We start from the raw sequence: 17,749 nt of genomic DNA on the forward strand, positions 1-17,749 counted from the left end.
CACCGGCCGCGGCCGAGGACCAGCAGGTAGAGCGCGGCCAGGACCAGGGCGGTGACGGTCGCGGCCAGGGCCCCGGGGAGCCGGTTCATGTGGCGCTCCTCGACCAGACGCCGCGCCGGATGGTGAGCAGCGACCACGCCAGCAGCCAGGACAGCAGGGTCGCGGAGAGGAGGCTCATCAGCGGCCGGTAGCGCCAGCGGGTGCTGCCCGGGTGGTCGAGGCGGAACGCGGCACCCCACACCGCGCCCTTGAGCAGGATGCCCGCGAGATAGAGGAGGGTGAGCACCGCGGCGCCGGTCAGCGGCGCCCAGATCAGGTGGCGGACGGCCATGACGGGGGCGACCAGGACCCAGAGCACGTGCCCGTAGTAGAGGGCGGCGGCGCCGGGGCCGCAGCGCCAGATGAAGGTGCCGGTGAAGAAGATGTTGCGGATGAAGCTCTTCTTCCAGCGGACCTGCTGGCGCAGGAACGGGCGGAAGCGGGCGGGCACGGTGGTGTGCACGGCGGCGGAGCGGACGTAGCCGGTGCGCCAGGGCAGCTCGGGGTGGTCGGCGGCGGTGACGAACGGCGAGTCGGCGTGCCGTTCCTTGAGGCGGCGGCCCAGCCGGCGCTGGCCGAGGACGTAGCCGGTGAGCTGGCGGTCGGTGGCGAAGCGGAAGTCGCGGCCGAGGAAGCGGTCGTCGGCCCAGGCGGGCAGGTAGTTGTAGACCGCGTCGCGGCGGAAGACGGCCAGCGGGCCGGAGATGCAGGTGACGGCGCCGAAGACGGCCTCGGCGGCCTTGGCGATGCGGAACTGGCCCTCGTACCAGACGTCCTGGATGCGGGTGAGGAGGGTGTCGTCGGCGTTGAGGGCGCGGGCGTGCCCGCCGACGGCGCCGAGTTCGGGGTGCGCGACCAGGGCAGCGACGCAGCGGGAGAGTGCGTCGGGGGCGAGTACGCAGTCGGAGTCGGTGAAGGCGAGCACGTCGCCGTCGGCCAGGGCCGCGGCGCGGACCAGGGCGCGTTTCTTGCCGACGTTCGCATCCAGGCAGACAACGCGGACGGGAAGTTCGGCGGCGAGGGCGCGCAGGATGGCCGGGGTGCGGTCGGTGGAGGCGTCGTCGACCACGATGACCTGGGTGTCGGGGTGGTCGCCGGCGATCATGGAGCGTACGCACGCCTCGATGCGGTCCTCCTCGTCCTTGACGGCGAGGAGGAAGCTCACCCGGGGGCGGGCCGGCAGAGCGGGGAAGTCGGCGGCGTTCCGGGGGCGGTGGCGGAGGGGTCCCTCCGCGGGATCGTCGTAGTGGGCGTAGGCGATGAACAGCATGGCGGTGGTGCCCGCCAGCACGAGGAAGCCGTAGCCGAGCAGCAGGGGCGCGCGGCTGAGTCCGGGCGCCCGGGTGGCGAGGAGTACCAGCAGCGGGGTGAGAGCGAGCAGGGTGACCAGGCGGCGCAGCGCATGGCGGACGCTGGGGTCGGCGGTCGCCGGCCGGGTGGTGGCCTTCATACGAGGTACCTGTGCTTGAGGCTGTCGAACCGGTAGGTGGCGTCGAGGACGGGACCCGGCTGGGCATGGAGCCAGCCGGTGTCCTGTCCGGGGTGCAGGGTGTGCACAAGGACCAGGTCCCATCGGGCGCCGCCCGGGTCCGGGTGGCTGTGCAGCAGCCGGGTGCCCAGGCGGAGTTCGGGGACCAGCGGATCGGTGTACGCGACGTCGGCGCCGGCCTCGGCGAGGTCGGCCATGATCGCGAGCGCGGGCGACTCGCGGCAGTCCGCGACGCCCGGCTTGTACGCCACGCCGGCCAGCAGCACGCGCGCGCCGCGGGGCACGCCGCCGCCAGGCGCTGCGCTGCGCTCGGCGAGCAGGTCCAGGGCCCGGCAGGCGACGGTGTGCGGCCGGGCGGCGAGCGCGGCCATCGCGGTCTCGGTCACCGGCGCCGCCACCCGCCCGCCGCGCAGCTGCCACAGCAGGTAGTGCGGGTCGCAGGGAATACAGTGGCCGCCGGCCCCCGGGCCGGGCTGGAAGGGCAGGAAGCCGTAGGGCTTGGTGGCGGCGGCGTCCACGATCTCCGCGGCGTCCAGGCTGAGGTGCCCGGCGATGTCGGCGAACTCGTTGGCCAGGGCGATGTTGACGGCCCGGAAGGTGTTCTCCAGGAGCTTGGTCAGCTCGGCGGCCTCGGGCGAGCCGACCACGTGGACCCCGGCGGCGACCGGTTCGAGGAACGCGGCGGCGCGGCGGGCGCACTCGGGGCTCGCGCCGCCGACAACGCGCCGGACGGTGCGCTGAGGGCGGCCGACATTGCCCGGATCGATGCGCTCGGGGGCGCAGGCGACGAAGACGTCGTGCGCGGGGCTGAGCCCGCGGGCTTCGAGAGGGCGCAGGAGCAGCTCGCGGGTGGTGCCGACCCAACTGGTGGAGGCCAGGACGAGGGTCTGGCCGGGGTGGGCGTGGGCGACGGCCGCGGCGCAGGCGGCCTTCAGCGCCCGCAGATCGGGCAGCCGGTGGGCGTCGACGGGCGTGGGGACGCAGATGACAACGGCGTCCGCACCGGCCAGCCGGGCGGGGTCGGTAGTGAGGTCGAACGACGGGCCGCCGGCGTGCGCGGTGAGCCGGTCCCGGTCCTCGGGCAGCAGATCTACCCGGCCGCGCCTGATGTCGGCGAGCCGGCCCGGGTCGCTGTCGAGGCCGATAACCGGCGCTCCGACGGCGAGCAGCGCGAGCGCGGTGGGCAGGCCGACGTAGCCGAGCCCGACGACCGCCACCGTTCCGGAAGACCATCGCATGGTGAGCCCACCCGCCGGCGAAGAGGAATTGTCCGAGTGTGTCCTTTGCGTAGAACATACCGGCAGAGATTCCTAGATAGGGGTATTTGTCGCTTCGATCCCGGCGTCCTGGGCGTCGAGGGCCAGCACGCCCAGCGGGGTACCGTCCGGGCGGGGCGACGATCAGCCGCGCGGCGGCCGGGGCCCGCTCGACACCCTGGGAGACCTCGCTGAGCGCGTGCAAGCTGCACGCCAGCGCGGTATCCAGGCCGCCATCCTCCGTGAGGTTGGCGGAGTCATCGACGCTGGTCCAGCGTCCGATCTGGTCGGTGGGCATGACGGGGCTCTTGCGGTTCCATTCCTGGGCACTCGGTAAGGCGGGGAAGCGAGAAGGCCCGGGCGGTCAAGGACCTCACCCGCGATGACGAGGTCGCGGCGCCGGCCGCGGCCAGTCTGCTGAGCCGTCCGCAGACCGCTTCCGTCCTGCCGGCTGCCGAGCGGGTCCGCGCGGTCCAGCACCTGACCTGCAACGAGGAGGTACACCGTCGAGTTCCTGCGCTGGTCGTATGCGTGGACCGCGTATGTCAGCCCGATCGCGCGAAGACGCGCTGGAGGTAGCGCAACTTCGAACTGCGCAACCAGTGCAGTAAGCAACTCTGACCGAGCTCCGAATGCCGCGGTTACAGAAACAGGCTGCCGGATCCCCGGTGTTGGGGCGGTCGGGGAGTGCTGCTTCTTGTGGTCGCGTACGCAGCCAGGACAACCCTGTAGGGGGACTGCTGCACGGGTTGGTGACAGGGGTTTATGCAGCGAGCGCTGCGGGTGGGGTCATGATGGTCTCGTACTCGACAGGGGTCAATCGGCCCAGGCGTCGCTGGCGACGGCGCCGGTGGTAGGTGCGTTCGATCCAGGTCACGATCGCGATCCGCAACTCCTGCCGGGTGGCCCAGCTGCGGCGGTCGAGGACGTTCTTCTGAAGCAGCGCGAAGAAGCTCTCCATCGCGGCGTTGTCGCCGGCCGCCCCGACCCGCCCCATGGAGCCGACCAGGCCGTGCCGGGTGAGCACGGCGGCGACCTTGCGTGACCGAAACTGCGATCCGCGATCGGAATGCACGATGCACCCGGTCACCTGGCCGCGGCGGGCCGCCGCGGACTGAAGCGCGGCCACCGCGAGCCGGGACTTCATCCGGCCGTCGATGGAGTAGCCCACGATGCGGCCGGAGTAGACGTCCTTGACCGCGCACAGATACAGCTTGCCCTCACCGGTCGGGTGCTCGGTGATGTCCGTGAGCCACAGCCGGTTGGGCGCGTCGGCGGTGAAGTCACGCCGCACCCGGTCATCGTGCACCGGCGGCCCGGCCTTGGCGTTCTTGCCGCGGCCCCTTCGCTTGCCGAAGGCGCTCCACCATCGGTTGTCCCGGCAGATCCGCCAGGCGGTCCGCTCGGCCATCACATGACCCGCGGCCCGCGCTTCGTCGAGGAGGAAGCGGTGGCCGAACTCGGGGTCATCGCGATGCGCGTCGAACAGGGCGTTGGCCCGATAGGCGGCGGTCCGTTCGGCGTCGGTGACCGGCCGGGCCAGCCACCGGTAGTAGGGCTGACGGGCCAGCTTCAGCACCCGGCACGTCACCGCCACAGGCACCCGCACCCGGGCATCGGCGGCGGCCAGCTCGCGGACGAGCGGGTACATCATTTTGCCGGCAGACTCGCCTGCGACAGATACGCCGCGGCCCTCCTGAGCACCTCGTTCTCCTGCTCCAGCAGCCGGATCCGCTTGCGGGCCTCGCGCAGCTCCGCCGACTCCTTCGATGTCGTCCCGGGCCTGGTGCCCTCATCGGTGTCTGCGCGGCGCAGCCACTTCGCGAGCGTGATCGGGTGGACCCCGAAGTCGGTGGCGATCTGTTCCAGCGTGACGCCGGGCTCGCGGTTGCGGGCGACCCGTACGACGTCCTCGCGGAACTCCTTCGGATACGGCTTGGGCACTGCGACATCCTTCCAGGCCGCCTCTCAGCAAGCCAGGTCAGGTGTCACCCGACCCTGCAGCAGTCCCAGGCGATGACGAGGACGTCGATGAGGTCGCCGCCGCTGCCGCGCCCTCGCCGTCTACGGCGAAGCCGTCGCCACCCGTTTCAGTGATCCCTGAAGGGTGTCCACACGCGCCGGCCCGTAGCGCGGCCAGAGTGTGTCCCGCCACCGCACGACGCGAACGCAGCGCACCACGAAAGGAGCCCGTATGTCGGCACCATCCGCGATCGATCACCATGCGAGGACCGGATACAGCCTCCCGTTGGCCTACTGGCTGGCCCAGGCATCCGATCTTGCGTACAAGGACGAGGCCACCATCGATTCCCGGGCCCGCGCCTGGGGTTTCGACGAGGTGCGCCACCATCAGACGCGGTTCACTCCCCCGTTCCCGCTCGAAGACAGCCAGGCGTACACCGCGGCCAGCGACCACATGATCATCACAGCCTTCCGCGGCACGGAGCCGGCGCAGATCCGGGACTGGCTGTCCGACGCGAGCACTCCCCCCTGGCCGGGCCCGGCCACCACGGGCTACGTGCACCACGGCTTCGCCGAGGCACTCCAGTCGATCTTCCCCGGGGTCAAGGACACCCTTGCGGAGTTGCGCACCGAGAACCAGACGGTGTGGTTCACCGGCCACAGTCTCGGCGGTGCACTCGCCATGCTCGCCGGTGCGCGGATGTACCTGGAGGACCCGCGGCTCCAGGCGGACGGCGTCTACACCTACGGGCAGCCCCGTACCTGCGACCGCATCCTGGCAGCCGCCTGCAACAAGGGCTTCACGAACCGCATGTACCGCTTCGTCAACAACAACGACATCGTTCCCCAACTGCCTCCCGAGCCCGTGTTCACGCACGTCGAGGCGCTCAGGTACATCGACGCGGGCGGCAAACTGCACGACTCCATGGGCCTGCTCGGCAGTCTGGCGGACCGGGCCAAAGGACTGACCGCGGACGCCTTCGCCCCCGCTGCGGACGGCGTCCGGGACCACTCGATCAAGCGCTACATCGCCGCCATCGAGCAGAACCTCCCCTGACGGTTCGGCCCTCGAACATCTTGCTCGCCGCGGACGGCCCGAGGTGATCGATTTCGGGATCGCCTGCGCGATGGACGCCACCGTGCTGATCGAACCCGGCAAGACCGTCGGGACACCCAGCTTCATTTCCCCCGAACAAGCCTCAAGCGGCCGGGTCGCGGAGCCCAGTGATGTCTTCGCCCTCGGAGCTGCTCGCCACTCCAGACGTCAGTAGCCTCACCGGCCGGCGTGCCCTGGCCGCCCCCGTCCCTCCGAACCTGTGTGGTCGGTTCCGGCTGCCGGGTCCCGTACGCGAAAGACCCCGGGCCGTACCTCGTCGGACAGCAGGTGAATCTCCCTGTTGAAGTCCGGGGGCCATTGCGTGTCGGCGTTCCACTCGATTCCGGGCACGAGGGGGAGTTCCTGTACGTAGACCAGGTTCGCGCCGGACAGGTTCACGTCGGTCAGGATCACGGTGGCGGCCAGGAGCGCGTGGGACAGATCCGTATGGGAAAGGTTCGCGCCGGTCAGGTTCACATGCGTCAGGCGTGTGCCGGCCAGGTTCGCACGAGAGAGGTTCGCCCCGATGAGGTTCACATGCGCCAGGCGTGTGCCGGCCAGGTTCGCACCGGACAGCTTCGCGCAGATCAGATCCACGCGCGTCCGGTTCGTGCCGGACAGGTGCGTGTCGGACAGATCGGCCGAGGACAGGTCCGCGCCCCGCAGGTCCGCGGACGTCAGATCCCCGCCGGTGAGCACCGCGCGCCGAAGATCGCGGGCGCGGTCCGGGACAGGCCGGGGCGCCGCGAGGCGTTCGGCTGGTGGAACGGCACGTGCGGGCGGCTGAGCGGCGGCAGAGCGCTGTGCGATGGCGGACGCCGTGTCCTCCAGCGCGGCGGTAGGAGCATCCGGGCATGCGAGGTAGAGCAGCCCGCGCAGGATCTCGGCCTGCTTCTGCGTCTCGGGATCGTCCACCACGACTCCAGGCCAGGCGCGGTCTTGCCGCGGGTCACGGGTTCGGCAGACCGGGCACCGGCCGGAACGGGGGCTGAGCGAGATCACCCGGGCGAGCGCCAGGAGGACGTCGGCGGCGGCGTTCGCGGCCCGCCGCTCGCGCTCACGCAGCCCCGCCCCCGGCACGTGGGCCTTCTCAAGGATGAGGGTCTGGATTCTCCGGAAGTGCTCCTCGGCGAATTTCCAGTCCGGTTCGCGCGGCTGGACTTCAGCGGGGCCCTCGTGCGGGTGGAGGTTGCCGAAGGCGGTGACAGCCTCGGCGAGGTCACCGCCGCACCGGTGCAACTCGTGCAGAGTGATCATCTGCCGTCCCCGGCGTCGTCGGGGGATCGGGTCCGGCTGATGAGTTCCGCCATCACGGCGGCGAATTCCTGGCTCTGGTGGCGTTGGATCTGATCAGCGATCAGGTAGCCAGCCGCCCCTCCGACGAGGGCGGGCACAGCGGCCCAGCCGACGAGGGACAGCGGCTACGCCGCCCACCCGGGATCCACATCGGCAGGAGAAGCGATGCCGACCAGCACCTCGTAGGCGCCAACCCACCCCACCAGTAACCCGTTCAGCAGAAACAGCGCGGTGCACGGCCCGAGTACCCACACCGCGCGGGTCAGAAGCCAGAAGGGCATACGGCCGAGCGCGTGCCGACGCGCCCACCACGTCGCGGCCCGCTGCCCGATACTGGGCGGAGGCGGCGGTGACAGGACAGACACGCCGCCCAGCGTAGAGGGCGGCACCCTTGCGCTTGCTGAAGTCCCGCAACATACGCCCGACCGAGAGTCCCGTACGACCAAAGAGGACTTCAGGCCCCGAACGACGGCCTACCCGCGCAGGGCGCGAAACTCATCGCCGAACCCGCCCGCCATCCCACCCGGCGCCGAGTTCGCCGCCGCCCTCGGCAGCCCGCTCGCATATTCGCGGGTCGGCCGCCGCGGCGGGGCAAGCCGCGTTTCCAGGGAGGTGAGACCCCGGGTGGTCGCCGGGGGGCTCAGCCGCAGTCGTTGAGGTTGCAGCCGCGGAGGTCGTGGATGGGCCCGCCGCTCTTGGTGACGCACACCCACCGGCCGGAGTAGTTGCGCTTTTCAAGCGGAGCTGCGGGACCTCCTGGGCGCCAGGCTCGGGCACGCCTACTTCCAGGACCGCGGCCGCCGCGCCGCCGGCCTGGAAGTGACTGTCACCGACATCGACCACCTCGACGTCGACCTCAGTTGAGCGCCCATTCTTGAACCGCCCGGTGCGTCCTGGTGGTTGGGTAGGTCTCGTACTGGTTGCTGGTGTGTGAATCCGGTGGAGGGGGCGTGATGGAGCCGCTGGCGGCGGGGGATCCGGTGCGCGTGAGGGATTTCGTGCTGCGTGGCCGGCTGGGCGCGGGCGGGATGGGGGAGGTGTTTCTGGGCCGGTCGCCGGGCGGGATGGCGGTGGCGGTGAAGGTGGTGCATCCGCATCTGGCGCGTGAGGCGGAGTTCCGGCATCGCTTCCGGCGGGAGGTGGCCTCCGCGCGGGCGGTCGGTGGCGCGTACACCGCACCGGTGGTGGCCGCTGGGCCGGAGGACGACCCGCCGTGGATCGCGACGGCCTACATCCCCGGGCCGACCCTGACCGATGCCGTGGCCAAGGCCGGGAGGTTCCCGGTGGGTTCGGTGTGGCCTCTGGCCGCCGGGCTGGTCGAGGCACTGCAGGCTATCCACGCCGAGGGCCTGCTCCACCGCGATCTCAAGCCGTCGAACATTTTGCTTGCCGCGGACGGCCCGAGGGTGATCGATTTCGGGATTGCCCGGGCGCTGGACGCTACCGTGCTGACCGAACCAGGCAAGACCGTCGGCACACCCAGCTTCATGTCCCCCGAACAAGCCGCGGGCAGCCGGGTCGAGCGGCCCAGTGACGTCTTCGCCCTCGGAGCCGTACTCGCCTTCGCCGCCACCGGAGTCAAGCCCTTCGGCGGGGGCGGGCCGCTGGCGGTCTTGTACCGCGTAGCCACCGCCGAGCCGCAACTGGACAAACTGACCGGCCCACTACGCGACCTGATTGCCGCGTGCCTGGCGAAAAACCCCGCAGACAGACCCACCACCACCCAACTCCTCCGCGAAATCCTCACGCACTGGGCTCCGCCCGACGACATCCCACCCGCCCCACCACGGCCCCAGAAACTGAACCCCCTCATCCAGACACGCGCCATACCCGCCACCACCCCGCATTCCCCGCCCACGGACGTCCGCGGTTCTGATCAACCCGACGCCCTGCACGCCCGGAATCAGCGGGCCTGGAAACTCGGTGACGCGGGTGAGTATGCGGAGGCGGCCCGGTTGTTCGCCGAGTTGGCCGCTGACCGGGCGCGTCTCCTCGGGCCGGATCACCCCGACGCGATGCGCGCCCGCCAGAACCACGCCCTTTTCCTTGGTGGGGCGGGCGAGCACGCGAAGGCGGCCCGGCTGTTCGCCGAACTGGAAGCCGACCAGGCGCGCGTCCTCGGGCCTGACCATCCCGCCACCGTGAGCACCCGAGAGCTCTACGCCTGGCAACTCGGTGAGGCGGGTGGGAATGCGGAGGCGGTCCGGCTGTTCGCCGAACTGGAAGCTGAACGGGTCCGTGTCCTCGGGCCAGATGACCACCGCGTCCTGTTCTACCGTCATCTGCGTGCGTTGAACCTTGGTGAGGCGGGTGAGAGTGTGGAGGCGGCCCGATTATTCGCCGAGTTGGCCGCTGACCGGGCGCGTCTCCTCGGGCCGGATCACCCCGACGCGATGCGCGCCCGCCATCAGCGTGCCTGGAACCTTGGTGAGGCGGGTGCGCGTGCGAAGGCTGCCCGGCTGCTGGCCCGGGTCGTCGCTGACCGGGCGCGTAACCTCGGACCGGATCACCCCGAGACCCTGCGTTCCCGCCAGGACCATGCCTGGAACCTTGCTGGGGCGGGTAAGCGTGCGAAGGCGGCCCGGCTCTTCGCCGAGTTGGCCGCTGACGAGGCGCGTGTCCTCGGGCCGGATCACCCCGCCACGCTGCTCTGCCGCCACCTCCACGCCTGGAGCCTAGGTGAGGCAGGTGAGTATGTGGAGGCTGCCCGGCTACTGGACGGGGTTGTCGCTGACCGGGCGCGCGTCCTCGGGCCAGATCATCCCGACACGCTGCGTTCCCGCCAGGTCCACGCCTGGAACCTAGGTAAGGCGGAGGAGTGAGCAGCCGACCCCCGTCGACAGCTCGCCGTCGCGGTGGCAGCGGATCAGCCGCGCTGTTGCTTCCGCTTCCGTGACTTCGAGTCGGCCCAGGCCATCAGGAGGATGAGCGCGATCAAAACGGCGACGATGGACAGCATGACGATCGTCGTGGTGCCGCTGCCGCGGAGCAAGTGCGCCGCATCACTGAGCAGCTCCCGCCCGGCATCACCGGCCAGCTCCTCACCCGCCACGGCGCCGGCGCCGGCGAAGCCGAGCTGCGGGACCTTCTCGGCGCGGGACTCCGGCAGGCATACTTCCAGGACCACGACCTCCGGTCGGCGGCGGGGCGCGCGCCGCTGGACGCCGAGTCCGCAGACGCGGTGCGCGCCTACACCGCGAAGAAACGCGCCGACGCCGACCAACTCGTCGGCGCCCTGGAGCACATCGCCGCCCACGGCCTGCCCCTCGCCATGACTTCGTGGGAAGACCTACGGGAGGCCAAGCTCGCCGAGCTGGCCGCCCGGCGCAGCACCGCCGCCTGAATGGGCTGGGGCCGGGTCCGGCAACGCCCCACCGGCACACGGCAACCACCAGCGGGCAGGGCGGGGCGCTGCTACGCACAGCGCAGCCCGAACTCCTTCAACTGCTCGACACGCTCCGGTATCAGTCAGGCCCTGTGCCCTGGGGCACGTTGGAGGACCAGATACCCAGCCGGACACCTGCCTTGCCCTGGTCTCCGGGTCGGCCACAAGCTCGGACGCGCTCGTGGACTCCTGGCGCAGCGCGGACGGATGCAGCATTCTTTCGGCGGCGGGGATGTTTTTCCGGTTCAGGAGCCGGGCTCAAAGAGCTCAAGGGAAGCGACTCAGGCGGGTGTGGACGTGACAGCAGACTCGAACGGCTTCAGCCCTCAGACGAACAGTTCAGGTCAGGGTGCGGCTGAGCGTCACGAGGGCCGGACAGAAACGCCGCGTTCGACTGATCCACCCCCGTGGACGTGGGGGAGGCACTGATGCCTGACGATGCTCCTTCGCGCGCTGACCACCCGGACAGTCACGACCCCGTGCCCGCCTCGCGGGCGAGTGGCCGCCAGATCTCAGAGCGTCCAGGAAGCGGCCAAGGCGATGAAGACGACTCACCACGCAGCGCAGGAGATGATCCCTCATACCGAAGTAGGGCCTTCTGGATCTCTCACGTGGCCATGCCAGTGCTGGTTGCCGCATTCTCTGCCCTCATCATCGGTTTAGGGGGATACCTTTGGAGCCTTTCGCGTCATACCGACACTCCCGAGCCCCTCGAAGTCAACGAAACGATGCTCCAGCCTCAACCGCCCCCTACAGGCTACCTCGACCCGCGCGGCTGCCCTGAACATCACTACAGCGAAACTCCTCTACAGGGCATTCCCAAGAAGGCGCCCGACTTCCCGGGAAGATATAGTCCAGCACGCCTCTCCGTGGTGCTTCAATCGGAAAGTGACGACCCGATTGTTGTTACCTCCGCACACGTCACCGTCCTGTCGCGGAAGATCTCATCGAAGAATCCACGAAAAATCTGCACATCCGGCATGCCGACGCGCAATTTCACGGTCGACCTGGATGACCAACCTCCCATGATGCGTCCGGACGAAGCGGAGTCCGATTTCCCATACAAGGTTTCCGCCAGTGACCCGGAATACTTGCACATGGAATTTCAGGCGCGTAGGCACGAGGTTCGCTTTTACTTGACGATTGACTGGGTGCAGGGCGGAGAAAGGAGGAGTACCACCCTCGACAACGAAGGCAAAGACTATATTGTGAGGCCGGTTCATGCGGCGCAGTAGGCAGCACGCACTTCCAACGACCGGCAGGCGATAGCGAACACACGAAGAAGGCTTCGCCCTCCCTGCACCTCGTCATGGCGCCGACGTCGTCCTGTATCCTGCCGCCTGCTGATCAGTCGCGCGTGGCGGGACCGAAGATGGCTTGGGGTCATCACGAGCCCGGGGTTCCGTACCGGAGGCGGAACCGCACGACGTCGACCTGGCCGTCGACGCCCACCGCGATGAGCGGATGGTCCAGCACATAACCCGCTGCCTGTTCACCGGCCGCAACCCCTACGCCGAGCTGCGCGGCCAGTTGGCAGGGCGCACCCGCGGCGTTCAGTTCGTGTTCGAGATTGCCGGGCGCGAGCAACTGGCATGCGAAGGCGCGAGTATGCTGCGCCTATGGCGCCGCGGCGACTCCCTCGCCCAGCCCTTCAAACCCTGCACGGCATCGCCCCGGACCCAGTGGCAGGTCGGGCACCGCGCGACGACGTGATCGCCTAGTTCGACGGGCTGGACCGCGTCATCCCCCGCCAGGCCCGCGGCGACCTCATCGGCTGGCGCGACGCCGGCCGCATCACCATCGCCCGCCTCACTCTGCCCGAACAGCCCGCCGAACTCAAAGATCCCGAAGCCGCTAACCCATCGAGATGCGATGGAAGACCGACAGCCCGCTGCGCCGCGCCGGGCTGGCCGCGCTGGAGATCCCCGCCCCCACCCGCACGCGCCCCCTGCACGCCCTGCTCCTGACCCCAGGCTCAGCCCCGTCGGCGGTACCGCCGACGGGGTGGCGAGGAAGGGCGCCTCGGTACTCACAGCGCTCAGGCATCACACCCGCTGAGGCGCTGTCACGGCACGAGGCGTCGCCGTGCTCGAATGTGGGCCCGCCGGTCTACCTCATCGGGCTGGGAATCATCGACGCTTCGCGGTCGGGATCTTCGTCGCTGCGTACCCGGTACATGCCCGTTCTGACCTCCTCCGAGCTTTCGGAAATGCCAGACGAGTCACGGAAGGCCGTGGTCTGCTGGGGAAATGGAAGTTGTGGCCGCGAGCGTTGTCGCCGTCTTCGGCACGTTGCTGGGATCCGTTGTGACGCATGTGTTCCAGCGGCGTACCGTCATCCGTTCGGAGCGGTTCACGCGTGGCGAGAGGCTGAGGCAAGAGCGCATCGACGCATTCAGCGTGTTCGGCGGTGCGCTGGCGAACTACCGCCGAGGGCAAATGGATCTGTGGTTCGCGATGCACGTACACCATGCCGAATCGGAGTTGCTCGAGATGCGGCGAGAGGCACAACGGCTTCGGGCGGCTGCGCTAGAGGCTATGTTCCGCGTGCAGCTGCTGACGGAGGCATCCGACGTAGTGGAGGCGGCTCGACGTGCTGTGCGGGCGATCGACCAGATAGATCGGGCAGAGACCCGGACGGAACTCGATCAAGAGCGGGTGACATCCCGCACACTGGTTTACAACTTCATCAGCACGGCGAAGCCGCATACCGCCGTACCGGGTGAAGGGCACTAGGAAGTCCGTCCGGGAGGTTGCGAACGTCGGGAGACCACGTAACAGGCTAGCCCTCAAACGGCTGATCGACGTGTTCTGCCCTCACCCCTACACCCCCGTACGTCCTCAGGGTGATCGCGGCTTCGGGTTCGACCAGCTATCCAGCAGCGTCTTTCCCCGGTGGTGGCGTCGATGACGGCGATACCGGCATTCCGGGCACCTGCTGCCCCTAGGGAGATCATTTACGTTCGAGAGTGTTCAGGTCGCACGCGTCGGGATCGCCAAGGATCTGGTACAGCGTGGGGTCGTCGGCCGACCCGTCAGCACGCAACTCGTAGGTCACCTCGCCATCTTCGGAAACTGAATGCGGTACACTCAGGTGAATAGCCAGTTCGTCGGCGCTTTCCGTGCGAGCGAACTCCCATCTGCCCACCCCGGGTGGGATGTTGATTGATTCGCCGTCGAGGTCACTGAATGCATCGAAATGCCGCCAGTCACCGAAGCGCAGCTTCCCGCCGGGCAAAAGCCGGAGCGTGCCATATTCACTCCCGACATAACGGCCGTCCAGGTTACCGGCCTTCACCTCGTCATCGAGCCGACTGATGCCGCACCCGAAGTAGTTGGCGGTGCACGAGGTGAGCATCCCCGCAAGCAGGAGTGCCGTCGCCGCGAGCACGACACCGGGCACGACGCGGGCAAATATCCAGTGCGACATTGGCAGAGGCTAGCCGATTCCGGTGCTGTCGATGTGTGACCGGGTGTACCGCGAGGCCCATCCGTGAAGCCACGGTGGGCGGCCGGGGCCGCGGTGGACCGCTGGGCAGCGGTCCCGATTCGTTGCCCCGCGCGCCCACTCTCCGAAAGGAGGGATGCCGCGGTGGGACCGCTGCACCGGCGCCGCCGGTAGCCGCCGGGACTCTCGGGTCCGCCCGGGCTCAGGTCTCCAGCCCGATCGGCGCAGAAAAGCTACTACGACGGCGCCCGCAGCCTGGACATCGACCACCTGGTACCGCTCGCCGAAAGCTGGGACAGCGGAGCCTCGAACTGGGATGCGAAGCGGCGTGAGGCGTACGCCAACGACCTCGGCGCCGAAACCTCGCTCATCACGGTGACGGCCCGCTCCAACCGCAGCAAGGACGACCGCACAGATCGTTTGCTGGTCCGACAGTCATGTGATCGCAGGTCGGCGGTGCCAGCCGCAGGGGCGCGATTTGCAGCTCGGTTGCGCGTATGAGACGGCGCCCGGACTGAGAGGGCGGCCACTGGGCGAGACCAACCTCACCGGACCGTTTGTGGGACCAACCCTGCGGGCGCGTGGGGCACTCCAGAGCCGGTGCGGTGTTCCGGGCGCAGCGCACCGCGTGCTGCGGCGCGCTCTGCCCGGTGGCCGACTCCGGTGCGGATGACGGCTGGGTGAAGCTCAGGATGTTGCCGTGCGGGGCGATGACCCGCGCTTGCGTCGTTCTCTGCAACTGGGCCGATCACCCGTTGCGTCGGCGGCTCCAGGGATTACGCGGTCCGCGGTCATCCCAGGTGTGGCACACCCAGGATGGCGAGGCAGGGGATCGGCACCTTTCGGCAACGGGGCGAGGAGTGGCAGAGGATGCGGGGACCAGCTCCGTACCTTCGGAAAGGACCGACGTGCCATGTACCTTCGCATGCGTCCCCTCCTTCTCGGCCTGGCCGCCGTCCTGACTCTCGGCTTCGTCGGCACGGCCCCTGCGGCGCCGGCGCCCGAGCCCCTTGACCACTACGTCATACCGGGTGACCGCGCCTTCCCCGTCGGTCTCGCCTACGATCCGGATACCGGGCGCTACTACGCCGGCAGCGCCGCCGACGGCACCCTCTACCGGGGGCACGTGGACGACAGGGCGGCCGAGGTGTGGTCGCCCGACGGTGCCGACGGACGGACCGTCACCGCCGGGATGGCCATGGACGGCGAGGGCCGCCTCTACGTCAACGGTGCCGACACCGGCGTGGTCCGCGTCTACGACCCCGCGGACGGTGAACTGCTCGCCGAACTCTCCGGTCGCGACGGCGGCTTCGTCAACGAGATCACCATCGCCGACGACGGCTCCGCCTTCGTCACCGACTCCCGGCTCCCCGTGATCTACCGGATCACCGAGCGGCGCGGGCAGTGGACCATGAAGCCCTGGCTGGAACTGGCCGACTCGCCCATCGACTGGGTGGACGGCGAGCACAACCTCAACGGCATCCTCGCCGTGGGCCACCGCCACCTGCTGGCGATGCAGAGCAACACCGGGCAGGTGTGGCGCATCGATCGCCACACCCGCAAGGTCACCGAGGTGGACCTCGGTGGGGAACTGCTGCCCAGCGGCGATGTGATGATCTCCGACGATGGCCGCCGCGTGTACGTCACCCAGGGCAACCTCTACGCCGCGGGCAACCGCGAACCCCGCGTCGCCGTCGTGGACTTCGGCCGCAACCTCGCCCGCGCCGAGATCACCGACAGCCTCGTCCCGCCCGGCGGCCTGCTGCACCCGGCCCAGGCCGCGCTCACCGGGCAGGGGCGGCTTCTCGTGCTCAACACCCAGTACAACCGCTACATCCAGGGGCTACCGCCGGAGTCGCTTCCCTTCACCATCTCCAGCATCCCCGTGCCGGACCGCGGCCGGCAGTCCGGCGGAGCCTGACCGGCGCTGCCCGAACGCCGGGCCGAGGCACCGCCCGCCGTGCCCCCGGGCCGCCGCCCCCTGCCGCTCGACAGGAGGTGGCGGCCCTCTTCGGTTCCGCCCGGTCCTGCTTACGCTGGGGGGCATGGACCGCCGAGAGCAGCTCCGTGACTTCCTCCGAGGCCGTCGGGCCCGGCTCACCCCCGCCGACGTCGGCCTCCCCCACGCGGGGCGGCGACGTACCCCGGGCCTGCGGCGCGAGGAGGTGGCGGTCCTCGCCGGGGTCGGGGTCTCCTGGTACACGTGGCTGGAACAGGGACGGGACATCAAGGTGTCCGCGCAGGTGCTTCACGCCATCAGCGGGGCCCTGCTGCTGACCCCCGACGAGTGCGCCTACCTCTTCCGGCTGGCCGGGCTCAGCCCGCCGCCCGCCGAACCCGCTCCCCGCGCCGCGATCGACGCGGAGCTCCGCCGCATGCTCGACGCCTGGTCGCCCCGCCCGGCCTACATCCTGGACCGCCACTGGGGGTTGGCGGCCGTGAACGGCGCGGCCCGCGAGGTGTTCGGATTCGGCGAGCGGGACTACAACTGCCTCGTGGCATTCTTCACCAGCGCCCGCTACCGCGCCGCCTACTCCCGTTGGGAAGAGGCGGCGCCGGACGTCGTGGCCCGTTTCCGGGCGGAAGCGGCCCGCCACCCGGACGACCCGGAGTTCGGCCGGCTCGCCGATGATCTCAGCGCGGTCAGCGGGGAGTTCGCCGCCCTCTGGGCCCGGCACGAGGTCACCGACACGGCGCACGGCACCAAGACCCTCACCCACCCCCGCTGCGGTGAACTGGTCTTCGAGTACCGCCGCCTGCCACTCCTGGACCATCCCGGGTACGAGATGGTGCTGCACAACCCGGCGCCGGACACCGGCACCCTGGAGCGCATGGAGCAGTTGGCGGCCCTGGTCGAGGCCGCCTGAGGCAAGGGCCGCCCGCGCCCGCCGATCCTGGTGGTACGGGACCCGGGATCGTTCCGCTCTGTCTCGCCTGCCGTGCCGCGCACAAGCTCTGAGCATGAGTGAATCCACCGCAGCCCGGTACACCGGCAAGACCGTGCTCATCACGGGCGGCACCAGCGGCATGGGCCTGGCGACCGCCCGCCGGCTACGCGACGAGGGCGCCCAGGTCGTCATCACCGGCCGCGACCGGGGCCGGCTCGACGCCGCCGTCGAGGAACTCGGCGGTGATTCCGTCCTCGGAGTCACCGCCGACGCCGCCGACCTCACCGCCCTGGACGCCCTGATGGAGACGATCCAGGCCCGCTACGGCGGCCTCGACGTCGTCTTCGCCAACGCCGGGGCGGGCGTCTTCAAGCCCAGCGCCGAGATCACCGAGGCAGACTTCGACCTCGCCGTCGACGTCAACTTCAAGGGCGTCTTCTTCACCGTCCAGCGGGCCGTCCCGCTGCTGCCGCCCGGCGGGAACGTCATCATCAACGCCTCCTGGACCCTGCACCGGGGCGGGAGCCTCCTCACCCTGTACTCCGCCACCAAGGCCGCCGTGCACAACCTGGCTCGTACGCTGGCCGCCGACCTCGCGCCGCGCGGCATCCGCGTCAACTCCGTCAGCCCCGGCTACATCGACACCCCGATGTATCCCGAGGCCGACCTCCCCGCGGAGGTGGCCGCCGCCAGCCGCGCCCGTGTCCCGGCCGGCCGCTTCGGGCGCCCGGCGGAGATCGCCGACGCTGTGGCGTTCCTCGGCTCTGCCGAGGCCGCGTACATCAACGGCCAGGACCTCGTCGTCGACGGCGGACTGGTCGCCTCCATCCCGGACTGACCCCGCCCGCGTCCGGTCGGCCCCCGGGCCGCCCCGGCCGTCCCCGGGGGTTG

The 17,749-nt window shown here is 69.9% G+C and carries 16 protein-coding genes and 1 pseudogene; 11 read left to right on the top strand and 6 right to left on the bottom strand.

Annotated elements, in window-relative coordinates:
- Positions 1–85: 85 nt before the first annotated feature.
- Positions 86–1,489, bottom strand: coding sequence for a glycosyltransferase family 2 protein (locus LG396_RS26505; RefSeq protein WP_225796678.1), 1,404 nt, complete (start codon positions 1,487–1,489; stop codon positions 86–88).
- Positions 1,486–2,766 (bottom strand): nucleotide sugar dehydrogenase, encoded by a 1,281-nt coding sequence (locus tag LG396_RS26510; RefSeq protein ID WP_225796679.1) that lies wholly within the window; start codon positions 2,764–2,766, stop codon positions 1,486–1,488. The genes LG396_RS26505 and LG396_RS26510 overlap by 4 nt, the downstream gene beginning before the upstream one ends.
- A gap of 336 nt (positions 2,767–3,102) precedes the next feature.
- Between LG396_RS26510 and LG396_RS26515 the strand changes: the two genes are divergently transcribed.
- Entirely contained in the window at positions 3,103–3,363 is a 261-nt protein-coding gene (locus tag LG396_RS26515; protein ID WP_225796721.1) for a DUF6192 family protein, read from the top strand.
- 184 nt (positions 3,364–3,547) lie between these two features.
- On the opposite strand, the gene LG396_RS26520 is transcribed toward LG396_RS26515, so the two are convergent.
- Positions 3,548–4,728, bottom strand: a protein-coding gene (locus LG396_RS26520; protein WP_225796680.1) for an IS3 family transposase whose coding sequence is annotated in 2 segments (ribosomal slippage) — positions 3,548–4,441 and positions 4,444–4,728 — 1,179 coding nt in all. Because the reading frame shifts where the segments join, the coding sequence is not laid out codon by codon here.
- 250 nt (positions 4,729–4,978) lie between these two features.
- On the opposite strand from LG396_RS26520, the gene LG396_RS26525 reads away from it, so the two are divergent.
- Entirely contained in the window at positions 4,979–5,803 is an 825-nt protein-coding gene (locus tag LG396_RS26525; RefSeq protein ID WP_225796681.1) for a lipase family protein, read from the top strand.
- 216 nt (positions 5,804–6,019) lie between these two features.
- Here LG396_RS26525 and LG396_RS26535 read toward each other — a convergent pair whose 3' ends face one another.
- Both LG396_RS26535 and LG396_RS39955 read right to left on the bottom strand, forming a co-directional pair.
- A complete protein-coding gene (locus tag LG396_RS26535; protein ID WP_225796682.1) occupies positions 6,020–7,081 on the bottom strand; it encodes a pentapeptide repeat-containing protein in 1,062 nt (353 codons plus the stop codon).
- Between the two features lie 14 nt (positions 7,082–7,095).
- Positions 7,096–7,260, bottom strand: coding sequence for a DUF6313 family protein (locus LG396_RS39955; protein WP_225796722.1), 165 nt, complete (start codon positions 7,258–7,260; stop codon positions 7,096–7,098).
- Between the two features lie 831 nt (positions 7,261–8,091).
- Here LG396_RS39955 and LG396_RS26545 point away from each other — a divergent pair.
- The 5 genes from LG396_RS26545 (at position 8,092) to kilB (ending at position 13,258) form a co-directional block, all read left to right on the top strand.
- Entirely contained in the window at positions 8,092–9,960 is a 1,869-nt protein-coding gene (locus LG396_RS26545) for a serine/threonine-protein kinase (RefSeq protein ID WP_225796723.1), read from the top strand.
- A gap of 170 nt (positions 9,961–10,130) precedes the next feature.
- Positions 10,131–10,481 carry a hypothetical protein gene (locus LG396_RS39960; RefSeq protein ID WP_372483567.1) on the top strand — a complete coding sequence of 117 codons (351 nt, stop codon included), beginning with the start codon at positions 10,131–10,133 and terminating at the stop codon, positions 10,479–10,481.
- 653 nt (positions 10,482–11,134) lie between these two features.
- Positions 11,135–11,758 carry a hypothetical protein gene (locus LG396_RS26555; protein ID WP_225796683.1) on the top strand — a complete coding sequence of 208 codons (624 nt, stop codon included), beginning with the start codon at positions 11,135–11,137 and terminating at the stop codon, positions 11,756–11,758.
- Positions 11,759–11,900: 142 nt separating this feature from the next.
- The gene (locus LG396_RS26560) at positions 11,901–12,236 is read left to right on the top strand and encodes a hypothetical protein (protein WP_225796684.1); all 336 of its coding nucleotides are present in this window, start codon (positions 11,901–11,903) and stop codon (positions 12,234–12,236) included.
- A 536-nt stretch (positions 12,237–12,772) separates the two neighbouring features.
- Complete coding sequence (kilB, locus tag LG396_RS26565) at positions 12,773–13,258, top strand: plasmid transfer protein KilB (protein WP_225796685.1); 486 nt, start codon at positions 12,773–12,775, stop codon at positions 13,256–13,258.
- Between the two features lie 217 nt (positions 13,259–13,475).
- On the opposite strand, the gene LG396_RS26570 is transcribed toward kilB, so the two are convergent.
- Positions 13,476–13,952, bottom strand: coding sequence for a hypothetical protein (locus LG396_RS26570; protein ID WP_225796686.1), 477 nt, complete (start codon positions 13,950–13,952; stop codon positions 13,476–13,478).
- A 249-nt stretch (positions 13,953–14,201) separates the two neighbouring features.
- Between LG396_RS26570 and LG396_RS26575 the strand changes: the two are divergent.
- From LG396_RS26575 to LG396_RS26590, 4 genes and pseudogenes are all read left to right on the top strand, one after another.
- Positions 14,202–14,381, top strand: a pseudogene (locus tag LG396_RS26575) (GmrSD restriction endonuclease domain-containing protein); the annotation flags it as partial.
- A 514-nt stretch (positions 14,382–14,895) separates the two neighbouring features.
- Entirely contained in the window at positions 14,896–15,891 is a 996-nt protein-coding gene (locus LG396_RS26580) for an NHL repeat-containing protein (protein ID WP_225796687.1), read from the top strand.
- Between the two features lie 124 nt (positions 15,892–16,015).
- Entirely contained in the window at positions 16,016–16,837 is an 822-nt protein-coding gene (locus LG396_RS26585) for a helix-turn-helix domain-containing protein (RefSeq protein WP_225796688.1), read from the top strand.
- A 94-nt stretch (positions 16,838–16,931) separates the two neighbouring features.
- Positions 16,932–17,696 (top strand): SDR family NAD(P)-dependent oxidoreductase, encoded by a 765-nt coding sequence (locus tag LG396_RS26590; RefSeq protein WP_225796689.1) that lies wholly within the window; start codon positions 16,932–16,934, stop codon positions 17,694–17,696.
- Positions 17,697–17,749 lie beyond the last annotated feature (53 nt).

Origin of the sequence: Streptomyces aculeolatus (assembly GCF_020400605.1) — a bacterium.
GTDB lineage: Bacteria > Actinomycetota > Actinomycetes > Streptomycetales > Streptomycetaceae > Streptomyces > Streptomyces aculeolatus.